Origin of the sequence: Enterovibrio qingdaonensis (assembly GCF_028683135.1) — a bacterium.
GTDB lineage: Bacteria > Pseudomonadota > Gammaproteobacteria > Enterobacterales > Vibrionaceae > Enterovibrio > Enterovibrio qingdaonensis.
On record NZ_JAJUBB010000003.1, the window covers coordinates 202,530 to 222,466 of the forward strand.

Annotated in this window: 16 protein-coding genes; 4 read left to right on the forward strand and 12 right to left on the reverse strand. The window is 45.4% G+C overall.

Annotated elements, in window-relative coordinates; genetic code table 11:
- Positions 1-9: 9 nt before the first annotated feature.
- From hypB to tkt, 9 genes are all read right to left on the reverse strand, one after another.
- Complete coding sequence (gene hypB / locus LRP49_RS05770; protein ID WP_274140846.1) at positions 10-891, reverse strand: hydrogenase nickel incorporation protein HypB; 882 nt, start codon at positions 889-891, stop codon at positions 10-12.
- Positions 891-1,232, reverse strand: a complete 342-nt coding sequence (gene hypA, locus LRP49_RS05775; protein WP_274140847.1) for a hydrogenase maturation nickel metallochaperone HypA — start codon at positions 1,230-1,232, stop codon at positions 891-893. Before hypA ends, hypB begins: the two co-directional genes overlap by 1 nt.
- Positions 1,233-1,587: 355 nt before the next feature.
- The gene (locus tag LRP49_RS05780) at positions 1,588-2,091 is read right to left on the reverse strand and encodes a Crp/Fnr family transcriptional regulator (protein WP_274140848.1); all 504 of its coding nucleotides are present in this window, start codon (positions 2,089-2,091) and stop codon (positions 1,588-1,590) included.
- Entirely contained in the window at positions 2,088-2,639 is a 552-nt protein-coding gene (locus tag LRP49_RS05785) for a hydrogenase maturation protease (protein ID WP_274140849.1), read from the reverse strand. The genes LRP49_RS05780 and LRP49_RS05785 overlap by 4 nt, the downstream gene beginning before the upstream one ends.
- A complete protein-coding gene (locus LRP49_RS05790; RefSeq protein ID WP_274140850.1) occupies positions 2,623-4,089 on the reverse strand; it encodes a Ni/Fe hydrogenase subunit alpha in 1,467 nt (488 codons plus the stop codon). The genes LRP49_RS05785 and LRP49_RS05790 overlap by 17 nt, the downstream gene beginning before the upstream one ends.
- Before the next feature lie 13 nt (positions 4,090-4,102).
- Entirely contained in the window at positions 4,103-4,735 is a 633-nt protein-coding gene (locus LRP49_RS05795; RefSeq protein WP_274140851.1) for an NADH-quinone oxidoreductase subunit B family protein, read from the reverse strand.
- Complete coding sequence (locus tag LRP49_RS05800) at positions 4,732-5,436, reverse strand: 2Fe-2S iron-sulfur cluster-binding protein (RefSeq protein ID WP_274140852.1); 705 nt, start codon at positions 5,434-5,436, stop codon at positions 4,732-4,734. The genes LRP49_RS05795 and LRP49_RS05800 overlap by 4 nt, the downstream gene beginning before the upstream one ends.
- Positions 5,433-7,265, reverse strand: coding sequence for an NAD(P)H-dependent oxidoreductase subunit E (locus LRP49_RS05805; RefSeq protein WP_274140853.1), 1,833 nt, complete (start codon positions 7,263-7,265; stop codon positions 5,433-5,435). Before LRP49_RS05805 ends, LRP49_RS05800 begins: the two co-directional genes overlap by 4 nt.
- Positions 7,266-7,750: 485 nt before the next feature.
- Positions 7,751-9,835 carry a transketolase gene (tkt, locus tag LRP49_RS05810; RefSeq protein WP_274140854.1) on the reverse strand — a complete coding sequence of 695 codons (2,085 nt, stop codon included), beginning with the start codon at positions 9,833-9,835 and terminating at the stop codon, positions 7,751-7,753.
- Between the two features lie 454 nt (positions 9,836-10,289).
- Between tkt and LRP49_RS05815 the strand changes: the two genes are divergently transcribed.
- Both LRP49_RS05815 and LRP49_RS05820 read left to right on the forward strand, forming a co-directional pair.
- Complete coding sequence (locus LRP49_RS05815; RefSeq protein ID WP_274140855.1) at positions 10,290-12,692, forward strand: nitric oxide reductase activation protein NorD; 2,403 nt, start codon at positions 10,290-10,292, stop codon at positions 12,690-12,692.
- A gap of 63 nt (positions 12,693-12,755) precedes the next feature.
- Positions 12,756-13,646: a LysR family transcriptional regulator gene (locus LRP49_RS05820; RefSeq protein WP_274140856.1), complete on the forward strand. Its 891-nt coding sequence runs from the start codon at positions 12,756-12,758 to the stop codon at positions 13,644-13,646.
- 17 nt (positions 13,647-13,663) lie between these two features.
- Here LRP49_RS05820 and LRP49_RS05825 read toward each other — a convergent pair whose 3' ends face one another.
- A complete protein-coding gene (locus LRP49_RS05825; protein ID WP_274140857.1) occupies positions 13,664-15,739 on the reverse strand; it encodes an ATP-binding protein in 2,076 nt (691 codons plus the stop codon).
- Positions 15,736-16,929, reverse strand: a complete 1,194-nt coding sequence (locus LRP49_RS05830; RefSeq protein WP_274140858.1) for an FIST signal transduction protein — start codon at positions 16,927-16,929, stop codon at positions 15,736-15,738. The genes LRP49_RS05825 and LRP49_RS05830 overlap by 4 nt, the downstream gene beginning before the upstream one ends.
- Positions 16,930-17,082: 153 nt before the next feature.
- Here LRP49_RS05830 and LRP49_RS05835 point away from each other — a divergent pair, with 153 nt between their 5' ends.
- Positions 17,083-17,712: a hypothetical protein gene (locus tag LRP49_RS05835; RefSeq protein WP_274140859.1), complete on the forward strand. Its 630-nt coding sequence runs from the start codon at positions 17,083-17,085 to the stop codon at positions 17,710-17,712.
- Between the two features lie 103 nt (positions 17,713-17,815).
- Here LRP49_RS05835 and LRP49_RS05840 read toward each other — a convergent pair whose 3' ends face one another.
- The gene (locus LRP49_RS05840; protein WP_274140860.1) at positions 17,816-18,226 is read right to left on the reverse strand and encodes a hypothetical protein; all 411 of its coding nucleotides are present in this window, start codon (positions 18,224-18,226) and stop codon (positions 17,816-17,818) included.
- Positions 18,227-18,498: 272 nt separating this feature from the next.
- Between LRP49_RS05840 and ccoN the strand changes: the two genes are divergently transcribed.
- Positions 18,499-19,926: a cytochrome-c oxidase, cbb3-type subunit I gene (ccoN, locus tag LRP49_RS05845; RefSeq protein ID WP_274140861.1), complete on the forward strand. Its 1,428-nt coding sequence runs from the start codon at positions 18,499-18,501 to the stop codon at positions 19,924-19,926.
- Positions 19,927-19,937 lie beyond the last annotated feature (11 nt).

A 19,937-nucleotide genomic window follows, 5' to 3' on the forward strand; every position in this document is an offset into this window, starting at 1 on the left:
CCACTTCTTTTAAAGACAACGTGGGTCGCTGTTTTTCGAGTTTTCGCGTGGATCAAAGAATTGGACCACATCCATGTCAGAAGCTTTGTTCTGGCGTTCTAACGCGATTACATGCTGCTCTTTTAGCCAATCAAGCCAAACTGCCATACCCTCACCTGTCGTCGATGACAGCTCAATAATCACGGCGTTAGGATTAACCTGAAGGATGTTTTCCCGACACGCAGCCATATCAAATGACACATAAGGCAGTAGGTCGATCTTGTTCAAGATCACCAGATCAGAAGCAGCAAACATGTTGGGGTATTTGAGCGGTTTGTCTTCGCCTTCCGTCACCGAAAGAATTGCTACTTTGCAGTACTCTCCGAGATCAAACGCCGCGGGACAGACTAGATTTCCAACGTTCTCTATAAACAGTAAGGTATTCGCTTTTAATTGGAGATCATGAGCGGCATGACCGACCATGTGTGCATCCAGATGACAACCTTTCCCTGTATTGACTTGAATGGCGGGAACCCCAGTCGCTCGAATGCGCTCGGCATCATTCGTGGTTTGTTGGTCCCCCTCTATGACTGCAACTGACTGGGTGGTTTTAAGTATGGTGAGGGTATTAACCAGTAACGTGGTTTTACCAGAGCCCGGACTTGAAACAAGGTTAAGAACCAATTGCCCATTGGCGATAAATAGTTCCCTATTTTCAGCAGCATATTGATCATTGTGAGCCAAAATGTTCTGTTCAATACTCACCATACGAGACTGACTGAGCCCAGGTACATGGGCCCCAGCAATACCTTCACCATAATGGTGGTCGTGACGAGCGTGATCATCGTGATGATGGTGATGATGGTGATGATTTTCAATACTGCTGTCGTTACAGCCACAGACGGTACACATTACTCAACCTCCACTTCCGCGATTCGCATATCCTCTCCTGCTGATAACGTCAGTCCGTGACTTCCGCAGTTCATACAGGGGGAATAGCGCGCTTGCATAGTCATTGTGCGTTGACAGTTATCACACCAACCCTGAGCCGGTACGATGTTAATTTTTAATTCCGCTTCTTCAGCCAAGGTACCTAACGCAACGACAGGGAAACAAAACCGCAACGCCTCCACTTCAACTCCAGCAAACTGCCCGATGTCCAAGCGCAGACACAAAACCCGTGAAAACTGATGATCTTCAGCATGGGACTTCAGTGTGTTCACTATGCTTTGGCAGATTGATAACTCGTGCATACGGCAACTCCCTCTTTCCGTCAGACTTTCATGTCAAACTCAGCCTTATGACGGTGTGTACGTTATGCTCTGTAGTCTTCAGCACGTTACGTGCCAAGTTAGGAATGACGTTCGGTATTTCATGAAAAGCATCTATATATAAGGGCTTCGCAATACCCACAACAATTTTAGGTATAAGGGAGGATTTAACAGAACGCTTACTGAATGGAAGATTACTTTCCAGTTTTCTCGATAATTGGAAACTTAGCAGCCAGCGAATGGTTAAAAAAATCCCCTCGTCGATTGCTCTTAGAGGGGAAAACCGGAAAGGTGGATTTATGGGGTTTTTAACTCAAAAATCTTTGTTACTAACTCGTCAGTACCGCCCTTTACCGCCAGTGGCGATGTAGTCTGCCAGTTCTGCTTGCTGCTGACCTATCGCCGCCACGGTATGGTGGACACGTTTGACGACCGCTCGCATAAAATCAAAGACCAATTTAGGGTGTGTTGTGATCAGCGGATCGATGTCTTCGCGATTAAAACAAAGCACGCTCGCCTCACCTAACGCCTGAACGGAAATCGTTCTTGGTTCGCCATCGATAAAGCTCAACTCGCCAATCAGGTCACCTTGGTTCAAGGTGTGAAGTAAACTGACTTTTCCGGTGCTTTTGTTTTCCCGACAAAACGCCAAGCGACCAGAGGTAACGATGTAAAAGCTATTTGCCACATCGCCAGCGCGATAGAGGAAGTCGCCATCGGTCAAACTTATCTCGGTTGCTGCTTGCTGAGCCAACACTTTTGCACCGTCCTCGCCGATATATCGCCCAATCGGTGCATCCAAAATAAGGCGAACTACATTCGTTTCATTGGGTATATTCATGTTGAAATCCTTGTGCAATCGATATGTTGAGTTCTGATTTGATTTGGTCGTTTGTGGAGAGCTTCGGCTGCACTTTCTGTGTCGTAAACGCCATGAGATCTCACCGCTTCCAATGCTAAAGCCAGGTTTTGAGTCGCCATTGGGGTTAAACCGAGGGACAATTCCCAGCTATTACCTCGGATGGTTAATAGCCACACGTCAGGATGTGCTTGATAGCACTGATGGCACATCGCAAGAATTGACTGAACAGAGATTGCGTGGGACGTAAAGCTATCATCAAGCTTGGGTAGAACACGTTCCATTCTATACTGTGACGTTGTCACATCCTTGGTGGCATCGACAAACAAGATACGCTTATGGCGACGAATCAAGTCTACGTCTTCAAAAAACAGCTGATAGTGACGCACCAATTTCTGATGAGAGGCGGCATCTGGCTCAATAGCATCGATAAAGGCCCAGCCTAGCCCATCGTCTTGTCGACCAATATTTCCAATGCCGTAGATCACGTCGAAATCGTTCACGTTAATCACGTTATCTGAACTTTTCATCAAGTAGGCATCCTTCTGCATCGACAAGCGAAATATGAAGCGGCATCTGCCCCATGGCATGCGTAGCGCAGCTAAGGCAGGGATCGTATGCTCGAATCCCTACTTCAATCGCGTTCATCATTCCTTCGGTAATTTCAGGCTTTCCTGAAATCCAGTCTTGCGCGACAGATTGTACGGTTCGATTGATAACCTTGTTGTTTTGCGTCGTCGAAACAATCAGGTTCGCAAAGGTCATGTTGCCCGCTTCATCAGCCCGATAATGGTGAAGTAAAGTGCCGCGAGGTGCTTCTACGACGCCCACGCCTTCACCAGTCCAACCGCCCTGAGGAGGCGTGATAATTAAATCGTCACCTTGCAACTCTGGGTCGTTCAGCAATTCTTTTATTAATTCGGCAGAATGGAGAATTTCAATGGCTCGCGCCCAATTGGTGTGCAAGGTCATATTGTTGGACTTGCCGTTGGTGTAAGCGTGAAAACGCTCCAGAGCTTCCTGTGCCAACGGCGTGTTGTAGCGGCGCGTCACGTTCAATCTGGCCAACGGACCTACTCGGACTGAGCCTGCCTCTCTCCCCAACGCTTTGAGGTAAGGGAATTTCATGTAGCTCCAAGACTCTGTGGCTTCAGCAAAGTGATCGAGATAGTCGTGATAATCTATCTCAAGGACAACTTGTTTGTTCTCATCGACCACCCGCATTTTGCCGTGATAGTAGTCCACGTCACCGTTGTCATCGACAAGGCACATGTCCAAGGCTTTCACCACACCGAAATTATCGATCTCTTCTCGATGACTTTCGTGGTACTGATAAAACAGCCTTAAGGCATCTTGGGCGTAATCAATCACTTCATCGATAGAAAGCAAGTCGTCATTCCCCTTCAGGAACTTGTCTCGCTCTTCAATGCTAAGGTTACTGTTCACACCTCCCGGAATTGAACTGATTCCGTGCATGCGCTTACCGAGAACAGACACAATCAGTTCTTGTCCCCATTTTCGCAATTGAATGACTCGCTTCACCAGCTCAGGATTGGCCTCTGCCAAGCCCAAAACATTTCGTTTCTCGGGTGCCGATTCAATACCAAATACCATCTCTGGTGCTATTAGATAGAAATAGGCGGTAACGTGAGACTGCAACTGCTGTGCATAGTGACCCAGTCGTCGCACCTTTTCAGGTGTTGGCAACATAGATATGCCATCTTTCAATCCCACACCGACCATGTCATCTAACGCTTTAGCACCACACAGATGGTGACTAACGAAGCAAATGCCACAGATGCGTTGCAACAGCATTGGGGCTTCCCAATACGGATGGCCCTGAATGAATTTTTCAAAACCACGAAACTCGATCACTTGTAGTCGAGCATCCGTCACTTGGTTGTTGTCATCCAACTGCAGGGTGACTTTGCCGTGCCCTTCTATTCGTGTGACTGGGTCAATGACCAATGTTTTGCTCATGTCCTTTCTCCCTTTAATCGTATCGATTCACTGAGGTAGGCAAATCCACCTCACGTCCATTGACCAAATCATCCAGCACTTTGTAGATTGCATCGCCGTCTGGCGGGCACCCTGGAATGAAGTAGTCCATCTTCACAACTTCATGGGCGGGATATACTTTGGTGGTGATTTTCGGCACGTCGACATGGGGAATCACATTCTCTGAACCAACTACCCGTGTCGGGGAGGAAATATAAGCTTCATCCAAACATTCCGTCAGCGATACCTGATTGCGCATAGCGGGTACGCCCCCCCACACGGCACAAGCACCGACGGAAATCAGGATGTCGCAATTTTCACGAAAATGTTCGAGCGTTTCGATGTTCTCGTCGTTCGCGACACCGCCTTCAATGAATCCGATCGTGCAACGTTCGGGAATCCGCTTCACGTCTGTAATTGATGAACGGGTGATGGTCACTTTATCGAGTAGTCCTAGGATACGTTCGTCCATATCCAGAAAAGAAAGCGTGCAGCCCCAACAGCCGCAGAGCCCTATCATCGCGACCTTGATTTTTCCTTCACGAAGTTGCTCACTTTCTTTATCTAACGGGGTGCAAGGCAATTCATGAGAAAAGATTGTATTTGAATCAGTTTGTTCCATGCTCATTTTCCATCACTCCCTGTTACACGGTCACGTACAGATGCAATTTCAAATTTGCGTCTACCAATTGGGGCGTCAAAACCCACGCCTTTCTTCAAAATGCAACCAACTGGGCAGAGCTCCATTGCCTCAACCACTTGTTCATCTGGCATTTTGTCAGCCAGCATGATGTCGATATCAATCCGCGCATCTGCTCCTCGCCCATGAATATTGAATATTTTCTGCCCGCTTTCTCTATCGCGAACAAACTCAACACATCGCTGGCAAAAAATGCACCTGTCACGCTCAAGCCATATTTTTTTCGATTGAAAATCAGCTTGTGTGACAGGAAAACGGTAAGGAAATCGAGACACCATCATGCCAGTCTCATACCCGACCGCTTGTAAATCGCAACGCCCGCTTTTTTCACAACTTGGGCAGTTGTGCTTACCTTCAACAAACAACATTTCTATCAGAGCCTTGCGAATATCCCGTGTTTCAGGTTCATTCACTTCCGCCACCATCCCATCAGTTACCGGGACTGTGCATGAGGCGGCGTTATTGCCGTTGACTTTGCAGGTGCACACTCGACAGGTACCGAGACAAGGTTTACCGCGTTGATAGCATAGAGTTGGGATATAAACGTCGTTGTCAGCCGCCACATCGACCAGCATTTGATTCTCTTCTGCGGTGATGCTTTTTCCGTCGATCGTTAACGTGATCTTCATTTCGATACCTCCACAGTCTGGGTGGTTTCAGTTCCCTGAAGCGTGTCTGTCGCCACGGTAAATTCATGTAACGCAGCATTGAGGTCGAAAGAGGCTAAAAGCGGCCCATTCTGCTCAACCAGTTTTTGCTTATATTCTTCAGGGAAGGCCTGCAGCGAGGTAAGAATTGGCTTGGGCGAGGTCGTTCCCAGACCACAGCGGCTTGCGCCACGAATGATCTTTGACCATTCAAAGATCTCATCAAGATCCTGTTCAACGGCCCGACCCTCGATGATCAGTGAGACTTTGTTATAGAGTTCAACATTACCTGCTCGACAAGGCGTACATATACCGCACGACTCTTCGACAAAGAAATGGATAAACTGCCTGACAATATCGAGAAGGTTTCGCTCATAACTAAACACCATAAGAGAACCGTTACAGGAAAGGTCGTTGTAAGAAAAGACGCGGTTTTCATCTTTCGCTACCGAGACGCACTCACCTGAAGGACCACTAATCTGCGCAACACGCGGATTTTTTGCGCCGACCAACTCCAAGACATCTTTTAGCGTGACTCCCCACTCGATTTCATAGACGCCGGGTTTCTCCACATCACCTGAAACACTGATTAATCGCGTACCTGCTGATTCTGCGGTTCCCATCGCTTCATACCATCGAGCACCTTGCTCAAATATGCGCGCGACATTGGCCAGTGTTTCCACATTATTGACAGCCGTTGGGCATCCTTTAAATCCTTGATGAACGGGAAACGGAGGTTTCACGCGAGGCGTTCCGCGCTTTCCTTCACACGATTCGATCAAGGCAGATTCATCGCCGCAGATGTACGCACCTGCGCCTAGCTGGATTCTGATATCGAAGTGGTAATTCGGATTTCCACCGACCCCAGTGCCAAGAAGGCCACGCTCTCTAAGAGACAATAAGGTGGTTTCGAGATAAGGCACGAGATAGCGATATTCATAGCGAAGGTAGAGAATACCTTCTCGTGCGCCGATGGCATGCCCTGCGATGATCATTCCGGCAAATACTTGTTCAGGACACTTCGTCAATATCACGCGATCTTTAAATGTGCCTGGTTCACCTTCATCGGCGTTACAGATAACGTATTTCGTTTCTCCTACAGCGTCATGGCAAAGTCGCCATTTTAGCCCCGCAGAAAACCCCGCCCCGCCTCGGCCTCTAAGCTTGGACGTGCTTGTGGCGTCAATGACTTCCATGGGCAATAGTGTGACAGCGTCACGTATCACGCTATCTATGTCTAACGGTTCGCCGAAAAATATGGGGCCGGATTGGCGAATATTCGCATCAATCAGACCATCTATATACGCTAGAGAATGTTCTGGATGGTCATCAGGATTGGCTAACGCTTCAGGGGAAACGCCAGATTTAAACGCCGCAATGAGCATTTTAATTTTGTCCGGTGTTAAATCGGTAAAAGGTATGCCGTTAACCAACATAGCAGGCTCTTGGTCAGACAATCCGATGCATTGCGTATCGTAAAGCCCAAACGCACCATCTTCACTCACTTCGCCAAACTGACATCCCGTCGCGTCTTCCAGTGCCGCTTTGACATCGTCATAGCCTTTCATCCTCGCGATGACCGTATCAGCCAGATAAATCGTGTTTTTCCCAGCTGGCGAGTCGTGCAGGAAGTGATAAAAAGAAAGTGTTTCTCTTACGTCTAAAGGAGAAAGATTTAACCCCGACGCCAGTGCATTCACCGAGCTATCTGAGATAAATCCTTCCGTCTCTTGTATCGCTATTAGCATGTCTATTAGCCTTTCTCGGCGGTATAAATAGCGCGACAAGAGTGCTTCTACGTTATTGCTCATTGCTTACTCCTTTCTGCTTCTTCCTGATGCTGTGCGTAAGGTATACAACGTCAGCGTGAGCGGATTTTGGTAAAGCTGCGCCTTCCCCGTAATGGGAGGCTTTTCTGGATAGATTTATATTTATTGTTTTGTGTGCGTACTTTTTGGATTTGAATCGTGCTTTTTTGTAACAGCAATGATGATGCCAACTGTGAGTGATTTTTTTTGCTTTAAAATACAATAAATTACATATGTGGCGTAAAAAAAGTTATTGCGACTGATCTTAAGTAAGTTTCCAGTTATCACTAAGAGTGGTTAGTTGTTTTCCAGCAACTTGGCTGTTAAATGAAGCTCACGGCAAAAGTCTTTAAGGGGAAGAGGGATTGATCTCGATGGAGAGAAATTTGGTAAACCGAGGAGAAATTTAATAGACAGAGGAAACAAGCGGAGAGCAGAAACGCGGACGTTTCGCTCTCCCCCCCATTGAAAGATACCTTCGCGTTACACTATGAATTGAAACGCTGTTCGGCTTTATTAACAATGTTTTCAATCGTTAGTCCAAAGTGTGCGTAAAGCTGATCGGCGGGGGCCGACTCACCAAATGAGTCAATACCAATAGCTACACCTTTGTTACCGAGGTATTTGTGCCAGCATAAAGTCGATCCCGCTTCGATTGACACCCGGCAATCGACATGTGATGGAAGGACTTCTTCTTTGTACTGGTCATCCTGGCAATCAAACACGTCATTACAGATGAAAGACACGACTCTGGCTCGGATGGACTTTCTGTTTAGTAATATGGCCGCTTCAACCGCTAAAGTAACTTCTGAACCGGTGGCGAGAAGAATGACGTCAGGATCTTCATGTAACGCTCCTTCATGTTCCCTCAAAATGTATCCACCTCGATGAATCAAAGGCAATTGATCTGCACGTCGTAATTGATATGGCAAACTTTGGCGAGACAAAACGAGGATATGAGGACCACTGTTATCTTCTATTGACGCCTTCCATGCCACCGCGGTTTCTACACTATCGCATGGACGCCAAACCTTAACGCTTGGCATTGCCCTAAAGCTAGTAAGGTGCTCAATTGGCTGGTGGGTTGGTCCATCTTCACCGAGTCCTATCGAATCATGTGTAAACACGAATACAGCGTGAATTTTTGATAGTGCCGCAATCCGAATCGCGTTCCGCATATAGTCAGAAAAAACCAAAAACGTTGCGCAGTAAGGGATAAACCCGCCATGAAGTGCGAGGCCATTGGCAATTGCCCCCATCCCAAACTCTCTGACACCAAAGCGAATGTAGTTTCCTTCAGGAGTGAGTGGAGTGTTATCCAATGCGCCCTGCCAAAAGGTATTGTTAGAGGGGCTTAAATCAGCAGAACCGCCAATAATTTCAGGTAACGGAGGGCCGATAGCGTTCAAAACCTGTTGTGAAGATTGTCGGGTTGCCAGACTTTCTGCAGCAAGCGCAGTGTCTGTAATCAGAGACTCAGTATTCGCAGACCACGACGCTGGTAATTGTGAGTCGAGCCGACGAAGAAACTCGTTGGCAAGCTCGGGATGCTGTTCGCTATAGGTAGAAAATGTTGAATGCCAAAGATTTTCCCTAAGCTCCCCCTGCTCTTTATCATCCCAATATGTTTTTGTTTTCAATGGAATTTCAAATGGACCGTCACGCCAACGCAACGCATTTCTTGTTTCTCTAATGTCCACTTCTCCTAGCGGAGAACCATGGATCCCATGTGTGCCTTCTTTGGTTGGTGAGCCTTTTCCTATAACGGTTTTACAACAGATTAATGTTGGCTTATCGGCTTCAGCCTGCGCATTCCGAATGGCTTCTCTGATAGCGTGATGATCGTGCCCATCGACCTCTTCAATAACATTCCAGCCGTATGACCGGAAACGCTCTGGCGTGTTGTCCGTTAGCCATCCCTCAACATTGCCATCTATCGAAATACCGTTATCGTCATAAAAAGCAATGAGCTTTGATAGCTTCCACGTCCCTGCTAAAGAGCATACTTCATGGGATATCCCTTCCATCAAGCATCCGTCACCAAAGAAGACGTAGGTGTAGTGATCGACAATATCAAAACCTGGTCGATTGAATTGCGCAGCCAGCGTTTTTTCAGCCAATGCCATGCCAACCGCATTCGCTAACCCTTGTCCCAATGGGCCTGTTGTTGTTTCAACGCCCGGCGTTACTCCTACTTCGGGATGGCCCGGCGTGTTCGCGCCCAATTGTCTAAAACGTTTTAAATCATCAACCGACACCTCGTAACCGGTCAGGTGTAACAAGCTATATAACAAACAAGAAGCATGGCCATTCGAAAGTACAAATCGGTCTCTGTTGGCCCAAGATGGATTTGATGGATTGTGTTTTAAAAACTCACGCCAAAGTACAGTCGCAATATCAGCCATTCCCATTGGCGCACCGGGATGACCAGAATTGGCGTTCTGTACCATATCAACGGCAAGAATTCTTAATGCATTTGAACAATCATTGTGAATTTCATTTGATGATTCATTTAAACGATGAGTTTCTTCCTGAGGTAAAAGTTCGTGAGCGACATGCGTATTACTATTCATGTATAAATATCCTTTTTAAGCATCTAAAACGCTAATAAATATGAAGTTAAATTCGTATTCAGTCATTGATAGTTCGTTATTGATATATTTTTAATAGATAATTGAATAGCAACACGCTAATCACCACGCTTAGAACAAGCCAATCAGTTTTCCTTTACGATCTAATCAATCATTCTTATCCGACGCTCAGCGATCACCAAAAAATTGAACTTATCATCATGTTTTATTGAGGATTTAGACACTCCGGCTTCGATGTACACTTATCTCCGGAGCGTGCTTCAATATTTTTGCTTATTATTGCCATAAGAAAACACAGTTGTATTTAGAGCAACTTGCTGAGATGGTATAAGCCTTGTGCTAGATATTAAGAACATCCCTCAACGCCAAAAACCAAAGAAAATACTGTAAAAATATGACGTTATTATGGAGTGGTAAAAATACAGAGGCGAATATAATGGATACAAAACAAAGAACCCAACTAAAAAGAATTGAGCATCAAGTAGCATTACGAAGCGATGAACTAAAGCATGCAGTACAAGTTGGGCTTCTTGAATCTGAGCCTTTGATGCAAGGCCAAGAATTAGATGACTATTTATCATATATTTCAGAGTCATTAAGTTCAAAGCAATCAGATAAATCACTCGCCGCATTTATATTGATGGTGCCAGCTGTCCACATTCATATATATGATGACGTAACACGATTAATAACAAGTAGTATAAAGAACCTCCTAGAATGGATGGGAACTGAGCGTCTATGCCAATTCCTTAACTCGCTTCCAATGGTTGCGGAGCGATTACGAACACGTGAGTCTTTAATCATCTATTTGGAAACAGTCGAGTTTTTGGCCTCTACAGCGCCACGATGTTTAAATCTGTTTTTCTTACGTGCTGATAAATGCCTGGCCTCTGTGAATATTAGAGGCTTGAGATATTGGGCCTTTATTGGCGCAAAGTCACATGCCCATGATAATGCTGCCCTCAATGCGTACTTTTCTCTCGCCTCTACAGAAAGCCAAACCATTTTTCAGCACCAACGACCCGGTGTCCTGTTGATAGATGTTCAACGACATCTTCAATTTTATTTGCGCGCTATTTGGGATCAGGATTTCTTCATTCGTCCCCGTCTTACTCACGCCCATGGAGAGAAAGAGGACGCTGAGGCCCATCAATTCATGCAATCCCCAACGATAAAAGGGATGACAATTTTCCTACCCGATGCACTGGATCACCTGCAAACAGGGCATAAAACCATTGATGCGAAAACGTGTTATCGGGCTGCTGCAGCGCATTGCGCGGCGCAATTAAAATTTGGGCACCGTCGTTCTCCATCAGGCTTCACAGATTTTCAACGATTCTGTGTTGAATTGATCGAAGATGCTCGAATTGAATTCTTAGCAGTGGCAGATTTCAAGGGATTACAAAACTTATGGCTGCCCCTGTTATCCAACCAAGGAAAACTGGCATCTTCTTCTTTTGAGTGCTTTTTGCAAAAACTTGCAATAACGCTCTTAAAGCCGGAAACACGTTGTACTGATAATCCGATTATCGTGGAATGCCAAAATCGCTTTAGCCAACTCATCTTATTGCCGAAGTCATTTGAACAAAAAAGATCGGTCGAATCCCTAGGGTGCTGGTTGGCCACCAGCATAAAAAACAACTTCGAAATAGGTGACACTGTAACACTTCAAATTACTGATATATTTACGTATCGAGACGACAATCAGTTTATGTGGGTTGATGAAGTGGACGAGTTTGATGAATGGATTTCCACCATGGATGAACAAACACTGCGTACGGTTAATGTTATGGAGATGGTGAATGAAATTGACTGTGAACTTGCAGATGATGATGCCCAGGAGATTTGGCGACTAGAATCAGAATTTTTCAGAGATGGCGATCCGGAAAACATCAGTTTAAACACACTGGAGGGACGTCATCAGATCTCTGCCCCCTTTTACTATTCTGAATGGGATTACACAGCAAACAGTTATAAACCGAACTGGGTGACACTCACTGAACGCTCCGTGACAAAATCCAGTCACCATGATCTTGAATCTCTGATTGCCAAACGAAAAACGCTTCAACGAAAACTACGTGCAATGATTGAAGCCCTGCAACCAAAAGGACTGATTCGCCTACGAAAACAATACGAAGGTGACAGCTTGGATTTGGATGCTGCGATAGATGCGATAAAGGAAATTCGGCGTGGTGCCCTTCCCGATATGAACATTGACCAACGCCTAATTCGTCAAGACAGAAGCTTGTCTGTCCTCGTTTTACTCGATTTATCACAATCAACATTGGACACCATTTCCGGTCGAGACGATGATCTTTCTATCTTGGACGTCGCAAAAGAAGCAACAGCGATACTGGCAGGTGCCGTCGATGAAATCGGAGACCCTTTCGCGATACATGGGTTTTCGTCAAATGGCAGGAGTGATGTCCAATATCACAGAGTCAAAGATTTTGAGGATGACTATGACAACGACGCGAAAGCAAGATTGATCGGATTAAAGGCCGGTTTATCGACACGAATGGGGCCGGCGTTGCGACATGCAAAAACATTTTTGTCTCAACAACCTCAACGCAAAAAGCTACTGTTGCTAGTAAGTGATGGAGAACCGTCTGATGTAGATGTCAGGGATCCGCAATATCTTCATGCTGATACTAAAAAGGCGGTGGACGAATTAAATACCGAAGGCATCATTCCATTTTGTTTGACGATTGACCCAGATGCGGATGCCTATGTATCCCAAGTCTTTGGTAAAGGACACTTTTCTGTTTTAGAAAGTGTCGAGCGACTACCGGAAATATTACCATCGCTCTTTGCTTCTCTAACTAGAGGTGCGCACTAATGGTGCTTTTTGAAGCAGCGAAACTCTTGCTTCACTCATCTCGATTTTGGTTAAGGACATGCTATGCATTTGACATTAAGACAGCTAAATATTTTTCAGGCGGTTGCTACTCATTCCAGCTACACAAGAGCGGCTGAAGAGCTTCACCTCACGCAACCTGCTGTCTCGATGCAAATAAAACAACTTGAAGACAACATTGGGCTGCCATTATTTGAGCAATTGGGTAAGACACTGTTTTTGACAGCCGCAGGAGAAGAATTGATAGGTTACTGCGAACGCATATCTCAACAACTTAGAGATGCGGAAGATGCGTTTGAAAACATGAAATCATTATCAAGCGGTAAGCTCAGTATCACTGTCGCAAGTACAGCCAATTACTTTGCTGCAAATCTTCTCGCCATGTTTTCGCAACAACATCCTGACATTACAATAAGACTCAACGTCACGAATAGAGAGAACCTTCTTAAGGATCTCAAGTTCAACCATTGTGACTTAGCCATCATGGGCAAACCGCCAGCAGAGCTAGATCTCGTTACCACGGTATTTATGGAAAATCCGCTTGTCGTTATTGCCCCGATTAATCACCCTTTTTGTAACGCATCAAAAATCCCCCTTGAGGCCATAGCAAAAGAGCCAATGGTTGTCAGAGAACAAGGATCGGGCACCCGTTTTTCAATAGAGAAGTTTTTCCACAACCAAGGTCTTTCACTGAACATCGCGGCGGAAATGACAGCCAGTGAGGCGATCAAACAAGCAGTATCTGCGGGATTGAGCTTGGGCATTGTTTCGAGGCACACAATCGACTTAGAAATTGAATCGAATCGCTTGTGCATTTTAGACGTGGAACATTTCCCTATTTTACGGCATTGGTATTTGGTACACAGAAAAGAGAAACGCCTATCGCCAATTGCTGAGGCGTTCCAAACTTTTCTGTTAGGAAACAAGCACAAATAGAAATGTTACATTGTCACTTATCGAATGATATTACGCTGAAGTGCTTGCTTTAATACCACGGAGCGTATGGGTTTTGTAATAAAATCATCCATTCCTGCCCCCAAGCATTTTTCTTTATCTTCATTCATAGCGTTAGCGGTAAGCGCAATAATTGGCAGTTGATAGCCACGCTCACGAAGTTGCTTGGTTGCTTGGATCCCACAAAGCACAGGCATAGACATGTCCATCAACACCATATCGAAATGTGCCGCTTGGTTTTCTAAAATATCAATGGCTTCTTGGCCGTTATTGGCTACAACAACCTTATGTCCTGCCTTTTCAAGCATTAATTTTACAACCATTTGGTTCGCTTTACTGTCTTCAGCGACCAGTATATTTAGAGAATCCATCGCCTCTTCTTTGTGAGATTCATTTTTCATTTGCTCAACCTGAGAAGGTTTAACCAAAGGGATATTTATATTAAACGTTGTTCCGACCCCAGGTTCACTCTCAAATTCGATACTTCCGTTCATCATAGCTACAAGCTTTTTACAGATGGAAAGCCCTAATCCTGTGCCACCGTACTTACGGGTAATACTGCCATCTGCTTGAATAAATGGCTGAAATATCGCATTTTTTCTGTCTGAAGATATGCCAATACCCGTGTCTTCAACGGACAAAATCAAACGGTCATTATCGGAACGCATCATCACTTTCACCTTACCTTCATCGGTAAACTTAACAGCATTTCCGACAAGGTTAAGTAATATCTGTGCGAAACGATTGCCATCTTGGAAGATGGTTTTGGGTACTGAGTTATCGATGGAAGACTCCAACGATATACCTTTTGCATCACAGCTATCTTGCAATTGACTAAATACAACGGTGACACTGTCACGTGGGTTTATATTTTCCGGATGAAGGGAAAAGCGTTCTGACTCTATGCGCGAAAGATCGAGTACATCGTTGATAATGGTCAGCAGCAGTTGCGCTGATCTGTCCATTTGTTTAATCCACGTGATTTGATCTTCTTGCAATGGCGATTGCTCTAACGCATCAAGTAATCCCATTACCGCATTAAGAGGCGTTCGTATTTCATGGCTCATCATGGCAAGAAATTGGGATTTTGCGGCATTCGCAGATTCTGCTTGGCGGCGCGCAAGTTGTAACTCCTGCAACCGCTGCTTGCGGGCGGTAATATCTTTCGCTGTGCCACGAAATCCGAGACACTGCCCTCGATTATCATAATATGGGCGACCAGAAAGACTTATCCATTGCTCTTTGTTGTGCTGAGAGACCATCCACTCAACTTCAGAGAAAGGTTTTTCCATACGGATCAAATCAAGTAATTTGTGCTTTACTTCTGGCTGGCGGTTAAGCTGCGCCATGATGGTTTGTGGCTCGGCAGTATACGACTCATTTGACGGAGAAGATAAATAGGTAAATTGAAGGTTATTATTGATCTCCCAAAACCAATCACCTGCCGTTTTTGCAAAATCTCTAAAGCGCTGTCGACTGGCAGTCAGTTCTTGCGTCTTTACTGAAACCAAGCACTGCAAACGTTCGCGATAATCAATATCGATTATCGTCCTTTCAATAAGCGGTCGAAAACGTTCAATAACTTGTTGGGCTTTCGGATCGAAACCTCCCCGCTCTGAAGAAAACAGCAAAAGGATCGATTCACTAGCATTAACTGCCATCCCCGTAATTAGGGCTGAACGGCATAGCTTAAAATCGCTGTCAGAAAGTACACAAAACTCGTTAACACGTTCGGGTGCGTAGAGGATGACGGTTTGACCATTTACACAACGAGCAAATGTATTGCCGTCCCACCATGAAAATCGTTCGACATCTGGAGAGGTTGATACTAAGCAGGAATATTGGTCTTCAGTATCTTTATTTCTTGTCAGCACCAGTGCGTTATCGAACGCGACGTAACGCTCAATCACTTTAAGCAGTGTATTGAAGACTTCAATTTTGTTACTTGCGCCTGACATCGCTGAAATTGCAGACAAAATCGCGCGGTTTTCTTCTCGAAATTTCTGCTCGCGCTCTTCTACTCGGTTAAGCTCGAACAAGGTTTCCTGAAGCTTCTCTGAAACGGCGCCTGTCATAGCTCGTCCTTATGAAATAAAACCGCAGAAATCATTAAGTTGCCATGCGCAATTTCACCCCCTAGAAATTGCCCTTGCTCACCAAACGTAAATGGGCAAATAAAGGGAGCTTCGTGCATAGACAGACTCATATTAGCCGCAACATCATGCAAAGCATCTTTTACATGTAGCATGCAGCCTGCGCAGTATATTGCGATACCGCCAATAGGCGTTCTTTTGAGACTATCATGTTCATTTGCGGAGTCCACCACCCTGCCTGCCCGTGACACCAACATTTCGGTGGTTCCAGACATAAGATGAACCGTTTCCCCTTCTTGGATAGTACTGAACATCTCTATTCCGTTGTCCTTTGACACTACGGCAGGATGGGACAAAGTATAATAAGGCATACTGTGAATTTCACCCGTCTGCCGCCCAAGAGGAAAAAGGGTTGATTCCGCAAACAGCGCGTTGTTGTCGATAACAAGTCCTGTCTCTTCTCGATACCAATCTGCATATACCAATGCTGCGGGCTTACCATCAAGTTCTAGTAATGTTCTACCCGCAACGCGCGTAGCAACTGCACTTTTTCCTGTTGCCGCATAGCCACTGTGAAACGCATAGCTAATGCGCGCAGTAGGGAAAAACACGGTCATCGATATGCCATTGTCAGTGATGGTGTCGTTGTCGAAAAGTGACCAAGAACCTGCTATTGCGTTGTCTGCTGCTGTGCCACCAATGATAGGTATGTTGACACCTAACTCGCTTCGAATCGCATGCAACACTACCTCTTCAAGGCCAGGCGTCGTGTGCAGTGTAATGAGTGCTGGGAGCTCGCCGGGTCTGCCACTGTTATCCAATGCTGTTCTCAAGACTTCTTGTGCTTGAGTGTGGACATCAATAGACGCATCCAACTCTACGACAGCGGAACCGTATGTCCCTTGTGGATCTTTAATTGCCAACACAGATAAGGTGTGCCCACTGAGGTAGCCTTTATCTGTCATCGTTCCTTGGCAGGATGAACAGCCAACTATTTGCGCGTGAGGAAATGTCGACGTCAACGCTGACATGAGTGTATTAACATCTTGGGTTTCGGTGTAATACGCTAGCACCAAGTCCGGCGCAGCGAATGAGCGAAAGATCTCTTCCGAAATCTCCTGCACAGCTATATCAGCATTCGCATGTGAAGATGAAGATGTGGCAATTCTCATAAGGTCAGATTTTGGCTTTAATCAATGCGGTAATAATAACGCTCCTCGTTCTGATAACTCCAGTGTTAGACACCATTCTTTACGTTTAATCACTGAAAATGCGGACAATAGACGATAGAATAAGCGAATCAGTCCGGAATTTTATAGCCCGCTATGGAAAGCAAGCTCTATATCGTAATTAACGCAAAGCAAACTCTCGGCCAATCGCTAAGCATGCGTTTGGCGCAACGCGGCAACAACGTTGTTTTTTTAAGCAATGACGAGCAGTTAGGGTATGCTTTAGCGGCGGAAGAACCCAGAGTAAGGTTTCGCCGTTGTACATCACTAAATAGCAAAGAAGTGGCGGCTGAGTATCACTGGTCAGAACGTTGTATTTCGGCTGTTCATGGCATAGTCATTATGGTGCCGATCAAAGAATCCCTCCTTCTTGATGACGATTATTGCCAGGCTCTTCTCTCAGATTGCGGATATCAGTCGACGAACCGAGATTCATCGCTGTCCATTACTTACGTTGTTTTCCCTGAACAAGACGATGAGAGTTTGACGTTAAAATCGCTTCACTTAGAGCTTTGTAAACGCGCGCATAATGCTGATAAGCGAGCTGATACGCCTAGAGTTAACCACGTTATATTGTCTGATATCGCTGCGGGTGATACGGAAAGTGACGCTGACTTAGCTAATGAGACATCCGAACTAATACACTACCTTACTTCGACGACCTCACAATCCTTGCAAAGCCAAGCGTTCTATTTTGGAAATAATCGAAACCAGACACCAATATAAATGCAGGCTCCAAGCCATTCTTTTTAGTTATTAGGCATTTCAAGATTTTTTTGAAGGCTAACGTGCAATTGTTAATACAATTCGCATATATATTAATTTGCGGTTAAAAGTTAATTTCAATTTGATCCTGATCAATGATTAAAATGAGGTTTGCGCTTAACGGGCTGTCATTCGAATTATTCACCGCGTAAATATAATGTGAGTTTGCTGAATTTTCGTCCGACGTAATGTCACTCAGTTCAATTTTCTTACCGGCATTCGTCAATGTTAATGACGTCGGTTTTCTATTTGCCGTGATCTCTAGCCCACTCAAGCTATCACCCTGTTTATTAACAACTATTATTACCGTTTCGCCATTAACAGACACAGAACAAGTTTGAGCAACCAATTCACATGCCAACTTATTGGTTTGTGGTGAATATTCGATAGTTCGCCAAACAAAAGCACCGATCAATATGCTTAAAACGACCAATATTTGGACAAGCCTAGCTGTGGTTAATTTTTCTGCTGCCATAAGATTTATGCTATTCCCGTGTTACAGAGCTCAAAGTTTTAATAGAAATGTTACCCAAGAGTAAACCAAGTGTGGGCATGACCCTGTATTTAACTGCTTAAGTGAAGTATCATCTTTGCCGAAAATGCCACTTTTACAACAAAATAGCAATGGAATGCATTAAGTGGACATAATTCAATCACTATTCGCATTGCATTGCTTCTGGGTGGCATTGTGACCATAGAGTCACTTGTATACGTGAGTGTAGTAATCAAAAAGTGGAAGCATGCAATATGAGCCAAGAAAAGCAGCTTGAACTGGAATACAACTACCGCGTTGTCCGTCAATTTACCCTCGTAACGATTTTGTGGGGCATTGTGGGCATGGGTGTTGGTGTTCTTATTGCCGCTCAGTTGGTATGGCCTGCGCTAAACTTCGACGTACCGTATCTGACCTATAGCCGTTTAAGACCTCTGCATACTAATGCAGTTATCTTTGCATTCGGCACCAGTGCGCTATTTGCAACATCCTATTATGTTGTTCAACGCACCTGTCAGACACGCCTGTTCGGAGGAAAGCTAGCTGAATTTACCTTCTGGGGTTGGCAAGCAATTATCCTGTCTGCGGCGATCACTCTACCCCTGGGTTATACCAGCGGTAAAGAGTACGCTGAGCTGGAGTGGCCAATCGATATCGCTATCGCCGTCGTGTGGGTATCGTATGCCGTCGTGTTCTTTGGAACCATGATTAAACGTAAAACATCCCATATTTACGTTGCGAACTGGTTCTTTGGCGCATTTATTTTAACCGTTGCTGTGTTGCATATCGTGAACAGTATGGCTATCCCGGTCTCGGGAATGAAGTCATATTCAATCTACGCTGGTGCAATCGATGCAATGATCCAATGGTGGTATGGTCACAATGCTGTAGGCTTCCTTTTGACCGCAGGTTTCTTGGGTATGATGTATTACTTCGTACCGAAACAAGCGGGTCGTCCGGTTTATTCCTACCGTTTGTCCATTGTCCACTTCTGGGCACTGGTTTCTCTTTACATTTGGGCTGGCCCTCACCACCTGCACTACACTGCACTCCCTGACTGGACACAGTCTCTGGGTATGGTGATGTCAGTGATCCTATTTGCACCGTCTTGGGGGGGAATGATCAACGGTATCATGACGCTATCAGGTGCTTGGCATAAACTGCGCTATGACCCAATACTCCGCTTCCTGATTGTTTCTCTGTCTTTCTACGGCATGTCCACGTTTGAAGGTCCGATGATGGCAATTAAGACGGTTAATGCTCTCTCCCATTACACGGACTGGACCATAGGCCACGTTCACTCGGGTGCGCTAGGTTGGGTAGCAATGGTTTCCATTGGTGCGGTTTATCACTTGATACCAAAACTGTTTGGTCAAGAACGCATGTACTCTCTGAGCCTAATCAACGTTCACTTCTGGTTAGCAACCGTAGGTACCGTACTTTACATCGTAGCTATGTGGATTTCTGGTGTAATGCAAGGCCTGATGTGGCGTGCAGTAAACACTGACGGCACCCTGACTTACAGTTTCGTTGAGTCACTGGAAGCGTCTTATCCGTTCTACTTCGTACGTTTCGTTGGCGGAGCGATCTTCTTGTCTGGCATGTTCTTGATGGCGTACAACACGTACAAAACCATCAACGCACCAAAAGCCAGTCTGAAAGCCGTCGAGCAAGCAGCATAAGGAGACTGACG

Coding starts and splice junctions, on each gene's coding strand:
- hypB (WP_274140846.1), bottom strand. CDS start 891: ATGTGTACCGTCTGTGGCTGTAACGACAGCAGTATTGAAAATCATCAC.
- hypA (WP_274140847.1), bottom strand. CDS start 1,232: ATGCACGAGTTATCAATCTGCCAAAGCATAGTGAACACACTGAAGTCC.
- LRP49_RS05780 (WP_274140848.1), bottom strand. CDS start 2,091: ATGAATATACCCAATGAAACGAATGTAGTTCGCCTTATTTTGGATGCA.
- LRP49_RS05785 (WP_274140849.1), bottom strand. CDS start 2,639: ATGAAAAGTTCAGATAACGTGATTAACGTGAACGATTTCGACGTGATC.
- LRP49_RS05790 (WP_274140850.1), bottom strand. CDS start 4,089: ATGAGCAAAACATTGGTCATTGACCCAGTCACACGAATAGAAGGGCAC.
- LRP49_RS05795 (WP_274140851.1), bottom strand. CDS start 4,735: ATGAGCATGGAACAAACTGATTCAAATACAATCTTTTCTCATGAATTG.
- LRP49_RS05800 (WP_274140852.1), bottom strand. CDS start 5,436: ATGAAGATCACGTTAACGATCGACGGAAAAAGCATCACCGCAGAAGAG.
- LRP49_RS05805 (WP_274140853.1), bottom strand. CDS start 7,265: ATGAGCAATAACGTAGAAGCACTCTTGTCGCGCTATTTATACCGCCGA.
- tkt (WP_274140854.1), bottom strand. CDS start 9,835: ATGAATAGTAATACGCATGTCGCTCACGAACTTTTACCTCAGGAAGAA.
- LRP49_RS05815 (WP_274140855.1), top strand. CDS start 10,290: ATGGATACAAAACAAAGAACCCAACTAAAAAGAATTGAGCATCAAGTA.
- LRP49_RS05820 (WP_274140856.1), top strand. CDS start 12,756: ATGCATTTGACATTAAGACAGCTAAATATTTTTCAGGCGGTTGCTACT.
- LRP49_RS05825 (WP_274140857.1), bottom strand. CDS start 15,739: ATGACAGGCGCCGTTTCAGAGAAGCTTCAGGAAACCTTGTTCGAGCTT.
- LRP49_RS05830 (WP_274140858.1), bottom strand. CDS start 16,929: ATGAGAATTGCCACATCTTCATCTTCACATGCGAATGCTGATATAGCT.
- LRP49_RS05835 (WP_274140859.1), top strand. CDS start 17,083: ATGGAAAGCAAGCTCTATATCGTAATTAACGCAAAGCAAACTCTCGGC.
- LRP49_RS05840 (WP_274140860.1), bottom strand. CDS start 18,226: ATGGCAGCAGAAAAATTAACCACAGCTAGGCTTGTCCAAATATTGGTC.
- ccoN (WP_274140861.1), top strand. CDS start 18,499: ATGAGCCAAGAAAAGCAGCTTGAACTGGAATACAACTACCGCGTTGTC.